Below are 20,145 nucleotides of genomic sequence, written 5' to 3' on the forward strand. Positions count from 1 at the left end.
ATCCCCCGTCTGACGTGCCATCAACCTAAGGATTCCCACAGCCACTTTACTGAGGTGTCCGGGCACTCACGAGGGTGTCGGTCCGGCAGCATGCCGCCCCTTCCCGCGCGCACGTGGGAAGGGGCAGGTAGCCGTTACTTCAACCCGCTCGTCTTGATCGACTCCACGATCTGCCGCTGGAAGACGAAGAACAGCGCCAGCATCGGCAGCGCGGCCACCGTCGCCGCGGCCAGGATGTAGTTCCAGTTCGAGGTGTACTGCGTCATGAACGAGGTGATGCCGAGCTGGACCACCGTCAGGCTCTCGTCGTTGGTGGAGACCAGCGGCCAGACGAAGGCGTTCCAGTTGGCGAGGAAGAAGAAGACCGCGAGCGCGGAGAGGATCGGGCGGGACATCGGCAGGACGATGTTCCAGTAGACCCGCCAGTGCCCGCAGCCGTCGACGATCGCCGCCTCCTCCAGTTCCCTGGGCAGGCCCAGGTAGAACTGGCGCAGCAGGAAGATGCCGAACGCGTTGAAGATCGCCGGGATGATCAGTCCTGCGTAGCTGTTCAGCAGGTGCAGCTCACGGGCCACGATGAACAGCGGGATCAGCACCACCGGCGCGGTGACCAGCAGCGTCGAGAAGATCGCCATGAAGATCGGTTCACGGCCCGGGAACCGCAGTCGCGCCAGCGCGTACGCGGCCATCGAGTGGAAGAACAGTGCCGCGATCGTGATCACCGCGGCGGTGAAGAAGCTGTTCCACAGGTAGCGCGCGAACGGCACCTCGGTGAAGACGTAGACGAAGTTCTGGAACGTGAACTCCTTGGGGATGAGGCTGCCGTCCGTGACCGTGGAGCGGGTCTTGAAGGCGGCCGAGACCATCCACAGCACCGGCAGGACGCTCACCACGGACACCGCGACGGCCAGCAGGGTCAGCCCGATCCGCCCGGAGCGGCCGATCCGACCCTGACCGTCCCGGACACCGGCGCCGCCGGCACGCCCAGGGCGCCACGCACGACGCGCGCCGCCCGTCGACACGTCACTCGTCATCGTCGAACCTCCCGCCCTTCGTCGCCTTGAAGACCACGCCTGCGCAGACGACCATGATCAGCACCAGGAAGGTGCCCATGGCGGCGGCGTAGCCGAACTCCCCGTAGCCGAAGGCCTGCTCGTAGATGTAGAAGATCGCCAGCGAGGTGCCGTTGGCGGGGCCGCCGTTCGTCAGCACGAAGACCAGGTCGAGGCCGCCGGTGATGGCGGCGACGGTCGACATCAGCAGCACGAAGAAGCTGGTGGGACGCAGCAGCGGCCAGGTGATCGTACGGAACGAGGTCCAGGGGCCCGCACCGTCGATCCGGGCGGCCTCGTAGTACTCCTGCGGGATCTCCTGGAGCCCGGCCAGGAAGATGATCATGTAGTAGCCCATCATCACCCAGACCATGACGGCGATCAGGCAGCCGAGCGCGAGACCCGGGGAGCCCAGCCAGGACTCGCCGCCGAAGCCGGCCGCCCGCATGGCGCGGTTGACCACCCCGACCTGGTCGTCGAGGAGGAACTTCCAGAGCACGCCCACCACCACGAGGCTGATGACGTACGGCAGGAAGAGCGCGGTGCGGTAGGCGCTCATGCCCGGCAGCTTCTGCTTGACCAGCAGCCCGAGGGCGAGGCTCACGCAGAAGATCACCGGCACCAGGACCACCACGTAGATCCCGGTGATCTTCATCGAGTCCCAGAACAGCGGGTCGTGCATCATCCGGTCGTAGTTGCCGAGTCCCACCCACTGGTAGCTGCCGAAGCCGCTGACCTGGAAGAAGCTCAGCACGATGGAGAGCACCATCGGGATGCCGACGAAGAGTGCAAGACCGATGACGTCCGGGGCGAGGAAGAGGCCGGCGGCGATCCACTCACGGTGCCTGCGGCTGAGCCCGCGGCGCCGTGGGGCCGGCGCCGCCGGGGTGGACGCGGTCGTGGCGCGGGCGGCGGCGTCGGGAGCGTCCGGCGCGCCCGGGGTGTCGTGTGCGGCGACACTGCTCATACCAGACTCGCCCCCTGGTAGCTCTTGGTGAAGGCCTTGATCGACTCGGCGGCCCGCTGGGTCTCGGCGGCCACGTCGCGGCCGGCGAGCATGGTGCCCTGGATGGCGTCGGATATCGCCTTGTAGACGATCGGGGGATAGCGCGGCTCGGCGCGGCCACCGGGGAAGATCTCGTCCTTGAACTTCTTCATCGCGGCCGAGTCGTAGCCGCCCCTGGCCGCCCCGCGCTCCAGCGCGGTGGTCCGCGGCGCCACGTCCGACTTGGCGCGGATGCACCAGTCCACCATCCGGTCGATGCACTCGTCCTTCATCGAGCCGAGCGCCCACGCGCAGAACTCGGCGGCGGCCTCGGCGTTGCGGCCCTGCGCGTTGGCGCAGAACGACCAGCCGCCCAGCACGGTGACGTACTTCCCGCGCGGCGGCGTCGGCAGCTTGAAGACGCCGTAGCGGTACTTCGGTGCGAACGCCTTGAAGCTGGAGACGTTCCAGATGCCCTGCTGCCACATGGCCACGTTGTCGGCCTTGAAGGCACTGACCACGTCACCGGCGGCGGGCAGGGTGCGCGGCGCCATGCCCTCGCGCACCGCGTCCCGCCACAGCGCGAGGGCCTGCCGGGTGGCCGGCGAGTCGAAGGCGACGTTGCCGTGCTTGTCCAGCACCTCGCCGCCGCCCTGCCACATCCACGGGTACCAGGTGAAGTTCTGGTAGTAGCCGGGGTTGGTCTCGAAGACCAGGCCGGCGCGGGTCCTGGTGCGCAGCTTGTCGCCGATGTCGAGCATCCGGTCCCAGGTGGTGGGGATGTCGCCCTCGGACAGGCCGGCCTTCTCCCAGGCGCCCACCGAGTAGTACATGGCCATCGGCTCGACCTCCATCGGCAGGGCGTACACCTTGCCGTCCACCTGCCGGCTGTCCAGCGCGGAGCCGTAGTCCGCCACGACGCCCTTGTCCAGGTGCGGGGTGAGGTCGGCGAGCATGCCGCCGTTGGAGTAGCGCAGGAAGTCGCCGGGGCTGAGCAGGAAGATGTCGGGGCCCGCGCCGCTGGCGAAGGCGGAGGGCAGCTTGAAGCCGTTGAGATAGGTCTTGTTGGGGATGTAGACCAGTTCGATCTTGACCGGGTGGCTGGCGTTCCACTGTTTGACCAGGTCGACGAACCAGTCGGACTGCGCCTGGATCGCCGGGTCGGGCGAGCGCTGCGGCCCGTACTGGTTCCAGAACTGCAAGGTGCCGCCCTTGGCCTGGGCCGTGCCGCAGCCGGTGAGCAGGGCGGGCGAGGCCGCCGCCGCCCCGGCTCCCGCCAGTGCGGTGAGGAAGCGGCGGCGGGACGCGCCGGGTGCCGGGCGGCCGGCCGGCGGGGCGGCCGGGGCACCGCGGACCGCGGTTCCGGTGTCGTTGCCGTGCTGGAGCATGTGTGCGCTCCTGTCGGAGGGAGAACGGGGACGGGGACGGGTTGCGGGGGGTGGCGGGGCCTGCGGGGGAGGGGCGGTGCGGAGCGGGCCGTACGGCAGGGGGATCCGTACGGCCCTGGTGCGGTCTCCGGGTCCTGTGGTGTGGAGGAGTCAGTCGACTTCGAGGGTGAGCAGGTCCGGGGTCACCGGGCGGGACGACGAGCTGGGCGCGTCCAGGTAGAACAGCGCCGTGCTGGCGATGTCGTCGCTGGTGGGGCGGTAGCGGTGGGGCAGGCCGTTGCCCTGTCCCGGGCCGATGCCGAGGCTCTGCACGGTCACCCGCAGGTCGGCGGAGAAGTGGATCGGGTCCAGGACGTGCCAGCGGTACATCCCGAACCGCTGCTGGCTCAGGTAGAGGCCGTCGGGGCGCAGGATCTGGTTCAGGCCCAGGTACGGGGTGGTGTACGCGGTGTAGCCCTGCCCCGGCACGTCGAAGTTCCAGGCGCCGCCGAAGTAGTCCTCGGTGCCGGTGCCGCAGATCGTGGGGAACTCGTCGTCGCCGTCCAGGAAGAACTTGAACTCGCCCTCGCCCCACCACCCCGGACTGTTCACCTGCCAGGCCAGATAGGTGCCGACGTAACTGCCGGCGCCCTCGACGCCGTCGAGCAGGGTGTGCACCTCGCCGAACGGCACCGGGTGGCTGCGCCGCCACTGGGCGTGGAAGTAGGTGGCGTCCTCGGGGACGTCACCCAGCTCGTAGTCCACCTGGTAGTAGAGGGTCATCTGCTCGGCGGAGAGGTTCTCCAGGGTGATCCGGGCCGCGCGGCGGAACGGCATCGGCCAGTACGCGTTGAAGCCGCCGTTCGGATTGACCGCGACGGGCACCGACGAGACCTGGCTGAAGACGTTCCAGCCGTTGCAGAAGAAGTCGCCGAGCGGCACCTCCACGGCCGGCTCCGCCTCGTCCTCCCAGTAGATGCGCAGCAGCGTGCCGCGCCAGGCCTGGTGGGGCGCGGTGGTGCACCACAGGTGGCGGATCGTGCCGGGCCCCGCGATGCGGGCGAGTTCGGCCGTCTCGCCGGCCGGGATGTCGATACTCGGCGAGATCTTCCAGCCGAGCCCGAGCCGGCTCGCGGCGACCGCGCCGGTGCCCTCGGTGGCCCGCCCGCCGGCGGACTTCTCCCCGGTCGGGTTCTCGGCGCTGATGGAACGGCTGACGGCGCCCGTCTTACGGGCCAGTCCGTCGAGTCCAAAGGTGGTCATCGTTGTGTGTGCCCTTACGGGGGAGGTGGGTGCGCGTGCCCCCGTGCGGCCCTGGGCCGTGTCCGTGCCGGGCCGATGCGGCGGTGGGCCGGCTCGGCCGGACACGGATCCTGGCCGGATCCGGGCGCCGGGGCGCAGGAGCAGAAGGGCGCCGCACGGGTGTGCGCGGGTGCGGTCACCAGCACGACGACCTACTGAAATCCATTTCATCGCAACGTAGAGTCGGGCCCCAGGAGTGTCAAGAGGTGGCCATGCCCGAAAACCGGCTGATCCGCTGATCCGCTTGTGTTCCGGCCGTGAACAAAGCCGGCGCGGTGCGAGCCCTTGACCGTGAAATCGATTTCTGCCACCGTGCGCTCATGCCTCGCAACGCAGCAACAACCGGCGCGGCCACCGGCGTCGGCGGTCCCGCGGCCGGTGACGCCGTGGCCGCCGACACCCGGAGCGCCGATGCCCGGACCACTGATGCACGGGCCGGCGGTGCCTCGACGGGCGGTGCCGGTGCTGCCGGTGGTGCCGTGATCGGCGTGGACATCGGCACGTCGAGCAGCAAGGGCGTCCTGGTCGGCCTCGACGGAACGCTGCTGAGCTCGGCGGTGCGCCAGCACACCCCCGACCGGCCGGGCCCCGGCATGTTCGAGATGGACGCGGACGTCTGGTGGCGGGAGTTCTGCGAACTGGCCCGGGAGCTGACCGCCGCCGCCGGCACCCTCGCGGTCACCGTCACCGCGGTCGGCGTCAGCGGCATGGGCCCGTGCGTCCTGCTCACCGACGAGCGGGACCGCCCGCTGCGGCCCGCGATCCTCTACGGCGTCGACACCCGCTCGGTGCGGCAGATCGAGCGCATCGAACGGGAACTCGGCGCCGCGGAGGTCATCGCCCGCTGCGGCTCCGCGCTGACCACCCAGGCCGCGGGACCGAAGATCGCCTGGGTCGCCGAACGGGAACCCGACACCTACGCACGCGCCCGCCGCCTCTACATGCCCAGCTCCTGGCTGGCCCGCAAGCTCACCGGCGGCTACGTCCTGGACCACCACTCCGCCAGCCAGTGCACCCCGCTCTACGACACCGACGCGCTCGACTGGCACACCCCCTGGGCCGCCGAGGTGGCGCCCGGCATCGAACTGCCCCCGCTGGCCTGGTCGGGCGAGGCCGCCGGCACCGTCACCGCCGAAGCGGCGGCCGAGACCCGGCTGCCCGCCGGCATCCCCGTCACCACCGGCACCATCGACGCCTGGGCGGAGGCCCTGAGCGTCGGGGCCCAGGGCACCGGCGACCTGATGCTGATGTACGGCACCACGATGTTCCTCATCCACACCGTGCCGAAGCCGCTCACCAGCCCCTCCCTGTGGGGCACGGTCGGTGCGCTGCCCGGCACCCGCAACCTGGCGGGCGGCATGGCCACCTCGGGCGCGGTGACGAACTGGCTGCGCGACCTCTTCGACGGCGGCGACCACGGCGACCTCATCCGGCTCGCCGAGCAGGCAGGGCCGGGTGCCAACGGGCTGTTGATGCTCCCGTACTTCTCCGGTGAACGCACCCCGATCATGGACCCCGACGCCCGCGGCGTCATCGCCGGACTCACCCTCTCGCACACCCGCGGCGACCTCTACCGCGCGGCGCTGGAGGCCACCGCCTACGGCGTGCGGCACAACATCGAGGTCATCGAGGAGGCGGGCGGCGACATCCGCCGCGTCGTGGCCGTCGGCGGCGGCACCCAGGGCGAGCTGTGGACCCGGATCGTCTCCGATGTGACGGGGCGCGAGCAGGAGGTGCGCACCACGTCCATCGGCGCGAGCTACGGAGGCGCGCTGCTCGCCGCCCAACTGGTGGGCGAGCCGTCCGTCGACGCCTGGAACCCGGTACGCGAGATCGTCACCCCCCGGCCGTCGACCCATGAGCGGTACGACGAGCTGTACGGGCTGTACCGGCGACTTTACGCGGACACCTCGGCGACCGTGCACGCCCTCGCGGCCCGCCAGGAGCGGTGAGGCCGCAGCCCCCGGCGAGCCGTGCCCCGCCGCCCTGCACGGCGCCGTCCGCCCGCAGAAACACAAGAACACACCTGGAGCCCGAATGACCTCTGACGTGACCTCTCCCCCCGCCCCCTACGTCCTTCCGGTCCTGAGCGAGCCGCCCGCCGCCGCACCCCGCACCGTGTACACCGTGGCCAGTGGCGACCTCCGGCCCAGCGCCAACGTCACCTGCTGGCCCACGCAGGAGAAACTGGAGAAGGACCTCGACGCGGCGGTGACCGCGCTCGGGTGGCGGGTGCAGCGCGGACACCAGGTCGACACGGCCAAGGGACACGGGTTCATCGACAGCCAGCGGGCCGGCATAGAGGTCTTCAAGACGCTGCCGGTCGACGCCCCGCTGATCGTCGTCGAAGGCGTCTGGCAGTACAGCCATCACGTCCTCGCCGGACTGCGCAGCCACCGCGGTCCGATCCTGGTGGTGGCCAACTGGAGCGGCGAGTACCCGGGCCTGGTGGGCCTGCTGAACCTCGCCGGCAGCCTCACCAAGGCCGGCCGGGACTACTCCGTGCTCTGGAGCGCCGACTTCACCGACGACTGGGCGCGGGACGGCCTGCGCACCTGGCTGGAGACCGGCACCCTCACCCACGACACCAGCCACGTCCGCGACCTGGACGCGCTGCCGAGCAGCCCCGAGACGGACCTGGGCGTCGCCCTGGCCCGCCAGCTGCGCACCGAGAAGGCGATCATCGGCGTCTTCGACGAGGGCTGCATGGGCATGTACAACGCGATCTTCGACGACGAGCTGCTGAACCCGCTCGGCATCTACAAGGAACGCCTGTCGCAGAGCGCCCTGGTCGCCGAGATGAACCGGGTCCCCGACGCGGAGGCCAGCGCGGTGCGGGCCTGGCTGGACGAGGCCGGCCTGACCTTCCACACCGGCACCGACGAGGCCGGCGAACTCACCGACGCGCAGCTGCACAGCCAGTTCAAGATGTACATCGCCGCGCTGCGGATCGCCGACGACTTCGGCCTGGACGCGGTCGGCATCCAGTACCAGCAGGGCCTGAAGGACACCGTCCCGGCCAGCGACCTCGCCGAGGGGCTGCTCAACAACGTGCAACGGCCGCCGGTGCGCAGCCGCGACGGCTCCCGCGAGCTGTACGCGGGCGCCCCGCTGCCGCACTTCAACGAGGTCGACGAGGGCGTCGCCGTCGACTCCCTCGTCACCAACCGGATCTGGACGGCGATGGGGCTCGACCCGGCCACCACGCTGCACGACATCCGGTGGGGCGAGGAGTACGACGGGGCGTTCGTCTGGGTCTTCGAGATCTCCGGATCGGTGCCCGCCTCCCACCACGGCGGCTACGACAAGTCGTACAGCATGCGCCAACCCCCCATGTACTTCCCGCTCGGCGGCGGCACCCTCAGCGGTGTCTCCAAGCCCGGTGAGATCGTCTGGTCACGGGTGTTCCTGATGGACGGCGTACTCCACGCCGACCTGGGCCGGGCGACGGTGCGGGAGCTGCCCGAGGAGGAGACCCGGCGCAGGCTCGACGCGACCACTCCGCAGTGGCCGATCATGCACGCCGAGCTGCACGGGGTGAGCCGCGACCAGTTCATGGCCCGGCATCGGGCCAACCACCTCAACGTGGCGTATGCGCCGGACGGCGCCATGGCCGACAAGGCGTTGGCGGCCAAGGCCGCGGTGTTTGCGGAGTTGGGGGTTGCGGTTCACCTGTGCGGTGACGTGGCTCTGTGAGTCCCGGGTCCGGGGTGGCCGCCGCGGATGGGGCCGCCACGGTGGTGGCCGCCACGGGGCTGTGCCCCGGACCCCCTTCATCGCCCTTCGGGCTCGTCCTCAATCGCCGGACGGGCTTGATCGGGTGCTCTGGTTCTCGATCGCCGGACGGGCTTGATCGGGTGAACCCGTCCCCGATCACCGGACGATCCCGGTGCCCGTTTGTCCGGCTCCAGCGCATGCTCTTCCCCCACCACGAAAAGGAGCGCGTATGACCACCACACCCAGACCGGCGCGTCGGACCCTGCTGACCGCGGGGCTCGGGGTCGCCGCGGCCGCCACGGGGCTTGCCGTGGGGGCGCCGCAGGCGCGGGCGGGCGTTGCCGCCAGTGGAAGCAAGGTCAGGAATCTGACGGGGCCGGCGGAGACGGGGGCGTTCGCTGCGCCCTGGACGGATCTCGGGATTCCGGCCCGGTGCCCGAACGGGTCGCTGTTCTTCGCCTGCGGGGACACCTTCGACGGTGACCACATGGGCGCCTCGGACTGGCGTGCCCCGGTCGGGCTGCGGGCGAGCAATCCGGACCTGAACAATCTCGTCATCGACGGCGCCGTCGGCGGCTCGCACGCGGTGGGGCTGGTTCCGGAGGGGCACCAGAACAACACCACCGCCATTCCGTCGGACGTGTTCACGGTCGGCGACACGATGTACATGCACCTGATGCGGGGGGTGCTCTACCGGACCGACCACTCCGACTTCTGGCGCTCCACGGACAACGGGGAGACGTGGGAGTACCTGTGCCTGTGGCCGGGTGACCAGTACGGCGGGCAGTTCCAGCAGAAGACGTACGCGGTCGCCGACGACGGCTACTGCTACGTGCTGTCCACCGTCTTCAACCGCGACGTCGACTCCGATCTGCTGCTGCACCGGGTGCGGCAGGACGCGTTGGGCGATCCGAACGCCTACGAGCCCTGGGGGTACGCGAACGGTGCCTGGGGGTGGGGCAACTACCCGACCACCATCTCGCCGCGCCGCAGGTGGGGCGAGATCTGCTTCCGCGCGATGGGCGGCCAGTACGCCCTGACCTGGCTCAACATGGCACCGCTCGACATGCGGGCGCAGATCTTCCCGCTGCCCACCAGCAACCTGTTCACGACGCCCGAGCAGACGATGATCGTCCCGACCACCCCGGGGAACGAGGGCGGCAACGCCGTCGCCAGCCCGTACGGCGGGTTCATCATCCCCGGCTCGACGTTCGCCGACTTCCACATCAACGTCAGCCAGTGGTACGACGACCAGAACTACCGGGTCATGCACTACCGGGTCAGCGGGTTGGCGTCATAGCGCCTCCTGCCGCATGCGACGGGCGCAGCGCCCCCTGGCTCGGCCCAGGGGGCGTCACGCTCCTTCCTTCAGTACCCGGGAGATCAACGTGCGCTGGGCTTCCGTGAGGCGGGGGTCGGCGCAGTAGACGGTGTGCCCGTCGACGGTGAGCTGGTAGCTGAAGCCGTCCGGCACCCCGATCGGGGGCGTGGTCCGGCCGTCGGCGAGTGCCTGGTCGGCCAGGGACTGCCACTCGGCCGCGTCGCCCCGTCCGGAGACGTCCACCTCGGCGTGGCGCTCGACGCCCGCGAACCCTCCGGTTCGCTTCACCTGGATACGCATACCTTCTGTCTTACACCGGTGGGGCGCCGGCTACGCGGTCTCCACGCCGACCTCGGCCCAGGCCTTGACCACGGCGTCCTCCTCGGGGCTGGTGCCCCCCTTGCCGTAGCGGCCGTGCGCGGCCTGCACGGTCAGCCTGGCGAAGTCGGCGAAGGACGCGTCCTGGGCGAGGTCGCCACCGGTGAGGACGTCGTACCAGATCTGCCCTGCACGCTCCCAGGCGTGCCCGCCCAGCTCCTTGGCGAGCAGGTAGAACGCGTGGTTGGGGATGCCGGAGTTGATGTGGACGCCGCCGTTGTCGTCGGTGGTCTTGACGTAGCCGTCCATGGTGGCGGGTTGGGGGTCCTTGCCGAGCACGTCGTCGTCGTACGCGGTGCCGGGGGCCTTCATCGAGCGCAGGGCGGTGCCGGTGACGCGCGGTGCCAGCAGCCCGGCGCCGATCAGCCAGTCCGCCTCGGCCGCGGTCTGGCCCAGCGCGTACTGCTTGATCAGCGAGCCGAAGACGTCGGACACCGATTCGTTCAACGCGCCGGACTGGCCCTCGTAGGCGAGGTTGGCGGTGTGCTGGGTGACGCCGTGGGTCAGCTCGTGGCCGATGACGTCGACGGGGATGGTGAAGTCGAGGAACACCTCGCCGTCACCGTCGCCGAAGACCATCTGCTCGCCGTTCCAGAAGGCGTTGTTGTAGTCCCGGCTGTAGTGCACGCTGGCGACCAGCGGCACCCCCTTGCCGTCGATGGAGTCGCGGCCGTAGGCCTTCAGGTACATCTCGAAGGTGGCGCCGAGCCCGGAGTAGGCACGATTGACGGTGGCGTCCCGGGAGGCCGGGGCACCCTCGCCGCGCACCGTGCGGCCGGGCAGGTCCGTCTCGTGGCCCGCGTCGTGGACGGTGCGGTGCGGGTGGTGCGGGGCGGCGCCCTCGGGCCGGGGTGCCGTGGCCACACCGGCGAACGCGGCCGTGCGCCGGCGGGAGCGCTCGTGGGCGTCGATCTCCAGGGTGCGGCGGGCCGGGTCGGAGAGCACCGGGTCCTCGTGCCGGGCGAGGGCGTCAAGGACATGCGGCGGGACGATGGGGCAGAAGACGGGCATATGGCCCGTCGGGTCGCTGACGGTCATACAACACAAGGGTGGCGGTGTGTGACCGTCTTGTCACCGGTCGCAAGCGTCATTACGTAAATGGAGTGAAATTCGTCTCGTTTTCGTGTCGGATGTCGGGCCTACCTGGCGGCCCAGATGGTTTGGGTTCCCCAGGTGGGTGCTCGGAGCAGGGGTGTTGGGCGGGCCCCCTGCGTGCGCAGGCGCGCGAAGTGGCGTCGGGGCCCCGGGGCGCCGTCTGCATGGATCATGCGCGGTCCCGCATACTGATACGGGCCCCCGCACCTCGCAGGTCTCGGCTAGGCTGCTCCGCATCATGCGTTTCGGGCTGCTTCTCCTTAGCTGCCGCGGCGAGGGCCTGTAGTCGAAGGCCGACCCCCTCCCCGCGGAGTTCGAGGTTGCGCTACGACCGTCGGCCGTCCCCCGCGGATCCCGAGGAGCCCCGCATCATGTCGCAGCCCACGCCGATCACGAACACCACCCACTTCCAGCGGCCCAGCACCCTGCCGATCCACCGGTACGGGCCCTACGAGCAGGTGGACATCCCCGACCGCAGCTGGCCGAACCAGCGCATCACGCAGGCCCCCCGCTGGCTCTCCACCGACCTGCGCGACGGCAACCAGGCGCTGATCGACCCCATGTCGCCGGCCCGCAAGCGCGAGATGTTCGACCTGCTGGTACGGATGGGGTACAAGGAGATCGAGGTCGGCTTCCCGTCCTCCGGGCAGACCGACTTCGACTTCGTACGCTCCATCATCGAGGGCGACGCGATCCCCGAGGACGTCACCATCTCGGTGCTGACCCAGGCGCGCGAAGAGCTGATCGAGCGCACCGTGGAGTCCCTGAAAGGCGCCCACCGCGCCACCGTCCACCTGTACAACGCCACCGCGCCGGTCTGGCGCGAGGTCGTCTTCCGCGGCTCCCGGGACCAGGTCAAGCAGATCGCCGTGGACGGCACCCGGCTGGTCATGGAGTACGCCGACAAGCTGCTCGACGACCGCACCACCTTCGGCTACCAGTACTCGCCGGAGATCTTCACCGACACCGAGCTGGACTTCGCCCTGGACGTCTGCGAGGGCGTCATGGACGTCTGGCAGCCCGGCGAGGGCCGCGAGATCATCCTCAACCTGCCGGCCACCGTGGAGCGCTCCACCCCCTCCACGCACGCCGACCGCTTCGAGTGGATGTCCCGGAACCTGTCCCGCCGGGAGTACGTCTGCCTGTCCGTGCACCCGCACAACGACCGCGGCACCGCCGTCGCCGCCGCCGAACTGGCCCTGATGGCGGGCGCCGACCGCATCGAAGGCTGCCTGTTCGGCCAGGGCGAGCGCACCGGCAACGTCGACCTGGTCACCCTGGGCATGAACCTGTTCAGCCAGGGCGTCGACCCGCAGATCGACTTCTCCGACATCGACGAGATCCGTCGCACCGCCCAGTACTGCAACCAGATGGAGGTCCACCCGCGCCACCCCTACGCGGGCGACCTCGTCTACACCGCCTTCTCCGGCTCCCACCAGGACGCCATCAAGAAGGGCTTCGAGTCGATGGAGGCCCGCGCCGAGGCCGCCGGCACCAGCGTCGACGACATCACCTGGGCCGTGCCCTACCTGCCCATCGACCCCAAGGACGTGGGCCGCTCCTACGAGGCCGTGATCCGCGTCAACTCGCAGTCCGGCAAGGGTGGCATCGCCTACGTCCTGAAGAACGACCACAAGCTGGACCTGCCGCGCCGGATGCAGATCGAGTTCTCGAAGATCATCCAGGCCAAGACCGACGCCGAAGGCGGCGAGATGACGCCGGCCGAGATCTGGCACATCTTCCGCGACGAGTACCTGCCGAACGCGGAGAACCCCTGGGGCCGCATCCAGGTCAAGGCCGGCCACACCACCACCGACACCCCCGACGGCATCGACCGGCTCACCGTCGAGGCCGAGGTGGACGGCGAGAGCACCGAGCTGACCGGCTCCGGCAACGGCCCGATCTCGGCGTTCTTCGACGCCCTGGGCACCCTGGGCCTGGACGTACGGCTGCTGGACTACCAGGAGCACACGATGAGCGAGGGCGCCTCCGCACAGGCCGCCTCGTACATCGAATGCGCGATCGACAACAAGGTCCTGTGGGGGATCGGCATCGACGCGAATACGACACGTGCGTCACTGAAGGCCGTGGTGTCCGCGGTCAACCGCGCGACCCGCCAAGGCATCTGACCGGCGCGTTCACGGATCCCGTGGGCCCTGGGGGCACACGGGATCCGGTCGTCTTACGGCCAAGCTCCGGTAGGGGGTACTGACGTCACATCGACAATGTGGCTAACATCACGCCAACGCGACAGCTCTGCATCCGGAGCCCCAGTGAAAGCGCGGGGGCACAGCGGAGTGAGACGCAAGGGAGCGTTGCCGCGTTGCGATGGAGGGTGCCACGTGCTGCCAGGATGGGGTCGAAACGGACGGGCCGCTCAGGAGGGCGGTATCTCCCGGATATCGCGCGTCGTGGGCATCCGCACCGCCTGGACCACCGTCGGTGACGGCGAGTTCTTCTGCCCGGGCTGCGGCGGTGACCGCAACTACCAGCGCCGTACCGGCCGCCGCAGGTTCGCCGTGCTCGGCATCCCGCTCGTGCCGCGTGGCAGCGCGGGACCGGTCGTCGAGTGCGCCGCCTGCTGCGAACACTTCGGCACCGACGCCCTGGACCACCCCACCACGCACCGCTTCTCCGCCATGCTCCGCGACGCCGTGCACACCGTCGCGCTCGCCGTGCTCGCCGCGGACGGCACCTGCGAGCGTGCCGCGCTGGAGGCCGCCGTGGGCGTGGTGCGCGCCGCCGGGTTCGACCAGTGCACCGAGGAGCAGCTGGCCGCCCTCATCGAGGCGCTGGCCGCCGACACCGGGCGGCTGCCGGAGCAGTGCGGGTCCGGGCTCACCGGGCTCGCCATAGAGCTGCACGAGGCGCTCGACCCGCTCACCCCGCACCTCGCCCCCGCCGGACGCGAGTCGATCCTGGTGCAGGGTGCCAGGATCGCCCTCGCGGACGGGCCCTACACGCCTGCGGAGCGGGATGTGCTCGGCACGGTGGGGAGTGCGCTCACCATGGGCGCGGATGATGTCTCGCGGCTCCTCGCCGCGGCGCGTACGACTTCGTCGTAAGTCGTAGGGGTCCGCCCCTTGCGGTTTCCGTGCCGCTGGCGCGGGGCCTGGCCATCCGCCGGCGCGGTGCCCGTTCGGCTTCGCCGTGCCCTCCTGTCCCTGTCCCCCGGTCTCCGTCCCCGCGCGGGTGCGTGCGCTTTCACCTGTCGGTGGTGGGTGCGGACTGGGGTGCCCCTCGGGGCGGTGGCGATGTGCGGTTTTCATTGCGGTTGGTCGCGCAGTTCCCCGCGCCCCTTGTGGGGCGTCCCTGGCCGGGTGCGTTCCGTCGGCTTCCCTGACGGGCGTATTGCCGCTTCCGGTATTGCCCCGTCACCCCCACCCCGTTAGGTTGCTGGAACGAAGGACGTCCTACGTCCTATGTCCGGTCGGTGGTGGATGGTCGCGAGGGGAAAGATGGGCGCTCAGAGTCGGGTGATCATGGGTTTGGCCATCGCGGGGGCGGCGCTGCTGGCGACCACCGGGCCCGCCGTCGCCGCCGGCGGAAGCAGTGCAAGCGAGGGGAGGCACCGCGCGCCGTGCACCACCTCCGTGCCGTTCTCGGCCGGGCAGGACGGGTACGACACGTTCCGCATTCCGGCGGCGGTGCGAACCGCGGACGGTGCGCTGGTGGCCTTTGCCGAGGGGCGGGTCGGAGGAGCGGGGGACAGCGGCAACATCGACGTGGTGCGCAAGCGGTCCGGCGACGGCGGCTGCACCTGGGGTCCGCTCGACGTGGTGGCCGCCGGTGACGGGGACACCCGCGGCAACCCGGCTCCCGTCGTCGATCCGCGCACCGGCCATATCGTGCTTCTCACCTGCTACAACAGCGGGGATGTGACCGAGGCCCAGATCATGCGCGGTGAGGTCACGCCCGAGCAGGGCCGTCGGGTCTTCGTGCAGACGTCCGGCGACGACGGGCGCACCTTCTCGCCGCCGCGCGAGATCACCGCCGACGTCAAGCGCCCCGGCTGGCGCTGGTACGCCACCGGGCCCGGGCACGCCGTCGCGCTCACCCGTGGCCCGCACGCCGGCCGTCTCGTCGTCCCGGCGAACCACTCGGCCGCGCCACCCGCCGGCTCCCCGGACACCGGCCAGGAGGCCAAGTACTACGGCGCTCACGCCCTTTACAGCGACGACGGCGGCCAGACCTGGCAACTCGGCTTCGTCGACGAGTCGTACGACGGTGTGGTCAACGCCAACGAGTCCAGTGCCGCCCAGCTCCCCGACGGACGGCTCTACTTCAGCGCACGCGACCAGAACGGCGGCAGCGTCGGCAACCGTCTCGACAGCTACTCCAGCGACGGAGGCCGCACCCTGGACCGCCCGTACGCGGTGCAGGCCACGCTGGACGATGTGCCGGTGGTGCAGGGCAGCGTGCTCCAGGCGACCGGTCGCGGGGCGCCGCTGCTGTTCTCGGGGCCGTCGGTGCCGACCGCGCGCGCCGCCATGGCGATCTTCCGCAGCGCCGACGAGGGCGCCACGTTCTCGCGTGCCGTGACGCTCTCGGACCTGCCCGCGGCCTACTCGGACCTGGTCCAGCCGGACGCCGGCACGGTCGGCCTGCTCTACGAGACGGGGGATCAGGGCACGTACGAGCGGATCGAGTTCCGTCGGATCGCGCTGAGCGGATTGGCGAGACATGGCGGGTCGTAGCGCGTCGTAGTGGGGGAGCCGCCAGGGGGCGGGGGTCGGGGCTGTGCCCCGGCCCCCCTTTTTTTGCTCGGGTGAGCAAAACCGTCTTGCTCGGGTGAGCAAATGGCTCTACCGTTCTTGCTCATGCAAGCAAGAAACAGCGCGGGCAAGCAAAAGTCGGCGGGCAAGACCAAGCCCTCCTTCACGGAGACCGGGCGCCGCGCCCAGATCGTCGCGGCGACCATCGAGGTCATCGCCGAGATCGGCTACCACAAGGCCTCGTTCGCGAAGATCGCCCAGCACGCCGGGCTGAGCAGTACGGGGATGATCTCCTACCACTTCGACGGGCGGGACGACCTGATGCGCGAGGTCGTCACCGAGGTGATGACGCTCGCTGAGGGGTACTCCCGCGCCCGTATCGAGGCCCACGAGAGCTACACGGCTCGGCTGCGCGCCGCCATTGAGGGCAACTTCGACCTGCTGGCGGACTACCCCAAGCACCTGGCGGCCCTGGTCGAGATCCTCGGCAACCTGCGGGGCGGCGACCCCGGCATGGACTTCTTCCTCGACACCACGGAGACGAACCTCGCCCTCCAGGTGGAGCAGGTCCGCAAGGGGCAACGCGCGGGAGAGTTCTGCGACTTCGACCCCTGGGTGATGGTGCGGGCGATCCGCGCCGCCATCGACGACGTGGTACTCCGCGCCACCCAGGATCCCCAACTCGACGTACGGGCCGCGGGCCGGGAGCTGGCGGACCTGTTCGACCGCGCCACCAGGAGGACGTCATGACCACAGTCGACACGGGGGCACCCACCATGGCAGCGCGACAGGAACCGCAGCCCGAGACGGACGAGGTCGGGACGGACGAGACCGGGGCGGGCGGGGCCGGGACCGGCAGGGGCGCGCCGGACGAGGCAGCGGCGGCGCTCACCCGACGGCGCCGTACGACGGCGCTGCGCCGGCGGCTTGCCGCGCAGCTGTTCTTCGAGCTCGCCCTCCCGCTCGGCTCCTACTACGGGCTGCGTGCGGTCGGCGCCGGGCAGTGGCTCTCGATGGTGGCCGGCGGCGTGCTGCTGTTGCCGTGGATCGCTTACGGCATCGTGCGGCAGCGGCGGGTGGAGGCGATGGCGGTCTTCACGCTGAGCCTGGTGGTGATCGGGACCCTGCTGTCCCTGGTCACCGGCAGCCCGCGGGTCGTGATGGTCCGGGACAGCTGGCTGACCGCCGCGATCGGGTGCTGGGTGCTCGGCACGCTGCTGACCCGGCGCCCGTTCATCATGACGGCCTCGCGCGGCATCGTCATCGCCAAGGTCGGCGAGGCGGGACTGGTCGAATGGGAGGCGCGGTGGGACGCGGAGCCGGTGTTCCGCCACCACATGCGGCTGATCACGACGGTGTGGGGCGCGGTCTTCCTGCTCGACGCGGTGCTGCGGGTGGCGCTGGCGTACACGATCCCGGTGGACGCCTTCCCGCTCACCAGCACCCTGCTCTGGCTGGCGCTCCTCGGCGGGCTGCTCACCTGGCACAACTGGTACCTCACCCGGCACGGCCTGAAGCTGTAGGCGCGCGCCATGGACCTCGCCGTCACCGATGCCACCGGCATCGAGGTGCTGATCGCGGGCGCCGGCCCGACCGGTCTGCTGCTCGCCAACGAGCTGGGTCTGGCCGGGGTACGGGCGGCCGTCGTGGAGCGGCTGCCCCGCAGGACCGGTCAGTCCAAGGCGCTCAACCTCCAGCCGCGCACCGCCGAGGTACTGGACTGCCGGGGCTGGCTGGAGCCGATCCTGGACCGGTCGCTCGCCCTCCTCCCCGCCGGCCACTTCGCCGGTCTCCCGCTCGACTACGGGGCGCTGGACACCGCGTTCCCGAACCAGGTCGGCGTCCCGCAGGCCCGGGTCGAGGAGTTCCTGGAGGACCGTCTCGTCGAGTACGGCGTCCCGGTGCTGCGGGGCCGGGAGCTGACGTCGTTTCGGCAGGACGCGCAGGGCGTCACCGTCACCCTCCAGGGGCAGGACGGCGCCGCGTACACCGCACGTGCCGGGTGCCTGGTGGGCGCGGACGGCGGGCGCAGCACGGTGCGCCGGCTCCTGGGCGTGCCCTTTCCGGGACGGGACGGCCGGATCGGCATGGCCGTCGCCGACGTCGAACTCGCCCCCACCGCGGCCGGATCCGACGGCACCGACGAGCCCTGGCGGCTGCCCGACCTGAGCCCGACCGTCGAGGGCGCCGCCTACCTGCTCCCGCTGGACGGCGGAGTGCACCGGCTGGTCTTCGGCGGCCCCGAACAGCAGGGCGTCGACCGCGACGCTCCGGTCACGGCGGACGAGGTGCGCACGGCACTGGCCCGCTGCCCCGGCCCGCCGCGCGAACTGCGGGCGGTCCGCTGGGCGTCCCGTTTCACCGACGCCTCCCGGCAGGCCGAGCGGTACGTCGACGGCCGGGTGCTGCTCGCCGGCGACGCCGCCCACATCCACGCCCCCGCCGGCGGGCAGGGCCTCAACCTCGGCATGCAGGACGCGTTCAACCTGGGCTGGAAGCTGGCCGCCGCGGTCCGGGGGTGGGCACCGGACGGGCTGCTGGCCACCTATCACGCCGAACGGCACCCGGTCGGCGCCCGGGTGCTGGCCAACACCCGGGCCCAGATGGTGCTGACGCTCCCCGACCCGGACGCGGTGCTGGTACGCGAGTTGCTCGCCGACCTGCTCACCACCCCGGAGGCCAACCGCCGTATCGCCGCCATGATCGCCGGTACGGACATCCGCTACCCGATGCCCGGCGCCCCGGACCACCCCCTGCTGGGCGCCCGCGCACCCGGCGTCCGCCTGACGACCGGACGGGGCGCCCTGCTGGCCGGCGCCGCGTCCCCCCTCGCCGCCGCAGCAGCGGACGGCTGGGCTGACCGGGTCGAGTGCCCGGGCCACGGGGGCGCGACCGACACCGGCGAGGCGTTGCTGGTCCGCCCGGACGGACACGTCTGCTGGGCCGGCCGAGCCGCCGACACGACCGGCCTACGCACCGCGCTCGCGGTTTGGTTCGGTGCGCCCGGCGCGGCGGCCGTGCGGGGGTGACGGGGCCCGAGACGGGTCGTTCTCGGCGCGTGGGTTCGTGCCTGGGCGGGCCCTGCTCCGGGGCAGGGCCCGCCCAGGCCCGCCCCCGTCACCCCTCCGTGGGCGCCGTCGCCTGGATGACCAGGTCGTGGATCGACTCGTCCGGGCCCACCGGGTGGTGGCAACGGAAGCGGTGGCCGGAGGTGTGGGACTCCGTGATGGCCGGCATGGTGGCTCGGCAGGAGTGGTCGGCGCGCCAGCAGCGGGTGCGGAAGGGGCAGCCGCTCGGGGGGTGGGTGGCCGACGGGACGGGGCCCACCAGGGGGATCGGGTCGATCGGATCCAGGAGGCCGGGGGTCGCCGAGAACAGGGCCCGGGTGTAGGGGTGCCGTGCGTGCGCGGTGACCTCGGCGGCCGGGGACTCCTCGACGATGCGGCCCAGGTACATCGTGATGACGCGGTCGCTCATCCGCCGCACCGTCTGGATGTCGTGCGAGACGAACACCAGGGCGAGGCCGAGGCGTTCCTTCAGGTCGAGCAGGAGGTTCAGGATCTGGGCGCGCACCGACACGTCCAGCGCGCTCGTCGGCTCGTCCGCGACGACCAGCGCCGGTTCGAGGGCGAGCGCACGGGCGATGGCGACGCGCTGCCGCTGGCCGCCGGAGAGCTGCCCCGGCAGTGCTTCGGCCAGCGCCTTCGGCAGCCCGACCAGCGCCATCAGCTCCCGCACCCGCTCCTCGCGCCGCGCGGGTGTGCCGTGCCGGTGCACGTCGAGCGGGTCGCGCAGGATCTGCCGGATCGTCAGACGGCGGTTGAGCGCGGTGGCCGGGTCCTGGAAGACCATGCCGGTCCCGGTGCCGATCAGCCGGCGCCGTTCGGCGGGGTGCATCGCCCACAGGTCGCGGCCCCGCAGCGTGACCGTGCCCGACGTCGGCTGCTCCACGCCCACCAGCACCTTCGCCAGCGTCGACTTGCCGCAGCCGGACTCGCCGACGATGCCGACGGTCTCCCCGGGCGCGATCGTGAGATCGGCGTCGGTGAGCGCGTACACCCGGTCGCGATGCCACAGTCCGCCGGTGCGCGCCCGGTGCACCACGCTCGCGCCGGCCAGGGCCATCAGGCCGGCGCCGGCCCCGGCCTCGGCGCCGGTCCCGGGCTCGTTGCCGTGCGCCGCTGGCTCCTCCTTGGTCAGGGGCCTGCTCACC

The 20,145-nt window shown here is 71.1% G+C and carries 16 protein-coding genes; 9 read left to right on the forward strand and 7 right to left on the reverse strand.

Annotation, left to right across the window (positions count from 1 at the left end; all coding sequences use genetic code 11):
- Window positions 1–134: 134 nt before the first annotated feature.
- The 4 genes from NQO67_RS19455 to NQO67_RS19470 form a co-directional block, all read right to left on the reverse strand.
- Window positions 135–1,034 (reverse strand): carbohydrate ABC transporter permease, encoded by a 900-nt coding sequence (locus tag NQO67_RS19455; protein ID WP_255951337.1) that lies wholly within the window; start codon window positions 1,032–1,034, stop codon window positions 135–137.
- A complete protein-coding gene (locus tag NQO67_RS19460) occupies window positions 1,024–2,019 on the reverse strand; it encodes a carbohydrate ABC transporter permease (RefSeq protein WP_255951338.1) in 996 nt (331 codons plus the stop codon). The genes NQO67_RS19455 and NQO67_RS19460 overlap by 11 nt, the downstream gene beginning before the upstream one ends.
- On the reverse strand, window positions 2,016–3,425 hold the full coding sequence (locus tag NQO67_RS19465) for an ABC transporter substrate-binding protein (RefSeq protein ID WP_255951339.1): 1,410 nt from the start codon (window positions 3,423–3,425) through the stop codon (window positions 2,016–2,018). The genes NQO67_RS19460 and NQO67_RS19465 overlap by 4 nt, the downstream gene beginning before the upstream one ends.
- A gap of 150 nt (window positions 3,426–3,575) precedes the next feature.
- On the reverse strand, window positions 3,576–4,667 hold the full coding sequence (locus tag NQO67_RS19470; RefSeq protein WP_255951340.1) for a glycoside hydrolase family 172 protein: 1,092 nt from the start codon (window positions 4,665–4,667) through the stop codon (window positions 3,576–3,578).
- Window positions 4,668–5,026: 359 nt separating this feature from the next.
- On the opposite strand from NQO67_RS19470, the gene NQO67_RS19475 reads away from it, so the two are divergent.
- From NQO67_RS19475 to NQO67_RS19485, 3 genes are all read left to right on the forward strand, one after another.
- Window positions 5,027–6,658: an FGGY-family carbohydrate kinase gene (locus NQO67_RS19475; protein ID WP_255951341.1), complete on the forward strand. Its 1,632-nt coding sequence runs from the start codon at window positions 5,027–5,029 to the stop codon at window positions 6,656–6,658.
- An 85-nt stretch (window positions 6,659–6,743) separates the two neighbouring features.
- A complete protein-coding gene (locus NQO67_RS19480) occupies window positions 6,744–8,402 on the forward strand; it encodes a fucose isomerase (protein ID WP_255951342.1) in 1,659 nt (552 codons plus the stop codon).
- Window positions 8,403–8,652: 250 nt separating this feature from the next.
- Window positions 8,653–9,723, forward strand: a complete 1,071-nt coding sequence (locus NQO67_RS19485; RefSeq protein ID WP_255951343.1) for a DUF4185 domain-containing protein — start codon at window positions 8,653–8,655, stop codon at window positions 9,721–9,723.
- A gap of 54 nt (window positions 9,724–9,777) precedes the next feature.
- Here the strand turns inward: NQO67_RS19485 and NQO67_RS19490 are convergent, their stop codons facing one another.
- Window positions 9,778–10,044, reverse strand: a complete 267-nt coding sequence (locus NQO67_RS19490) for a protealysin inhibitor emfourin (RefSeq protein WP_255951344.1) — start codon at window positions 10,042–10,044, stop codon at window positions 9,778–9,780.
- 30 nt (window positions 10,045–10,074) lie between these two features.
- Window positions 10,075–11,160 carry a M4 family metallopeptidase gene (locus NQO67_RS19495; RefSeq protein ID WP_255951345.1) on the reverse strand — a complete coding sequence of 362 codons (1,086 nt, stop codon included), beginning with the start codon at window positions 11,158–11,160 and terminating at the stop codon, window positions 10,075–10,077.
- A gap of 428 nt (window positions 11,161–11,588) precedes the next feature.
- Here NQO67_RS19495 and leuA point away from each other — a divergent pair, with 428 nt between their 5' ends.
- From leuA to NQO67_RS19525, 6 genes are all read left to right on the forward strand, one after another.
- A complete protein-coding gene (leuA, locus tag NQO67_RS19500) occupies window positions 11,589–13,346 on the forward strand; it encodes a 2-isopropylmalate synthase (protein ID WP_255951346.1) in 1,758 nt (585 codons plus the stop codon).
- A gap of 213 nt (window positions 13,347–13,559) precedes the next feature.
- A complete protein-coding gene (locus NQO67_RS19505) occupies window positions 13,560–14,282 on the forward strand; it encodes a TerB family tellurite resistance protein (protein WP_255951347.1) in 723 nt (240 codons plus the stop codon).
- Between the two features lie 417 nt (window positions 14,283–14,699).
- The gene (locus NQO67_RS19510; RefSeq protein WP_255951348.1) at window positions 14,700–15,914 is read left to right on the forward strand and encodes a sialidase family protein; all 1,215 of its coding nucleotides are present in this window, start codon (window positions 14,700–14,702) and stop codon (window positions 15,912–15,914) included.
- A gap of 123 nt (window positions 15,915–16,037) precedes the next feature.
- A complete protein-coding gene (locus tag NQO67_RS19515) occupies window positions 16,038–16,682 on the forward strand; it encodes a TetR/AcrR family transcriptional regulator (RefSeq protein ID WP_255951349.1) in 645 nt (214 codons plus the stop codon).
- Window positions 16,679–17,455, forward strand: a complete 777-nt coding sequence (locus NQO67_RS19520) for a VC0807 family protein (RefSeq protein WP_255951350.1) — start codon at window positions 16,679–16,681, stop codon at window positions 17,453–17,455. The genes NQO67_RS19515 and NQO67_RS19520 overlap by 4 nt, the downstream gene beginning before the upstream one ends.
- Window positions 17,456–17,464: 9 nt before the next feature.
- Window positions 17,465–18,961 carry an FAD-dependent monooxygenase gene (locus NQO67_RS19525; RefSeq protein ID WP_255951351.1) on the forward strand — a complete coding sequence of 499 codons (1,497 nt, stop codon included), beginning with the start codon at window positions 17,465–17,467 and terminating at the stop codon, window positions 18,959–18,961.
- An 88-nt stretch (window positions 18,962–19,049) separates the two neighbouring features.
- On the opposite strand, the gene NQO67_RS19530 is transcribed toward NQO67_RS19525, so the two are convergent.
- Window positions 19,050–20,057 (reverse strand): oligopeptide/dipeptide ABC transporter ATP-binding protein, encoded by a 1,008-nt coding sequence (locus NQO67_RS19530; RefSeq protein ID WP_255951644.1) that lies wholly within the window; start codon window positions 20,055–20,057, stop codon window positions 19,050–19,052.
- Window positions 20,058–20,145 lie beyond the last annotated feature (88 nt).

Origin of the sequence: Streptomyces odontomachi (assembly GCF_024435355.1) — a bacterium.
Taxonomy (GTDB): domain Bacteria; phylum Actinomycetota; class Actinomycetes; order Streptomycetales; family Streptomycetaceae; genus Streptomyces; species Streptomyces odontomachi.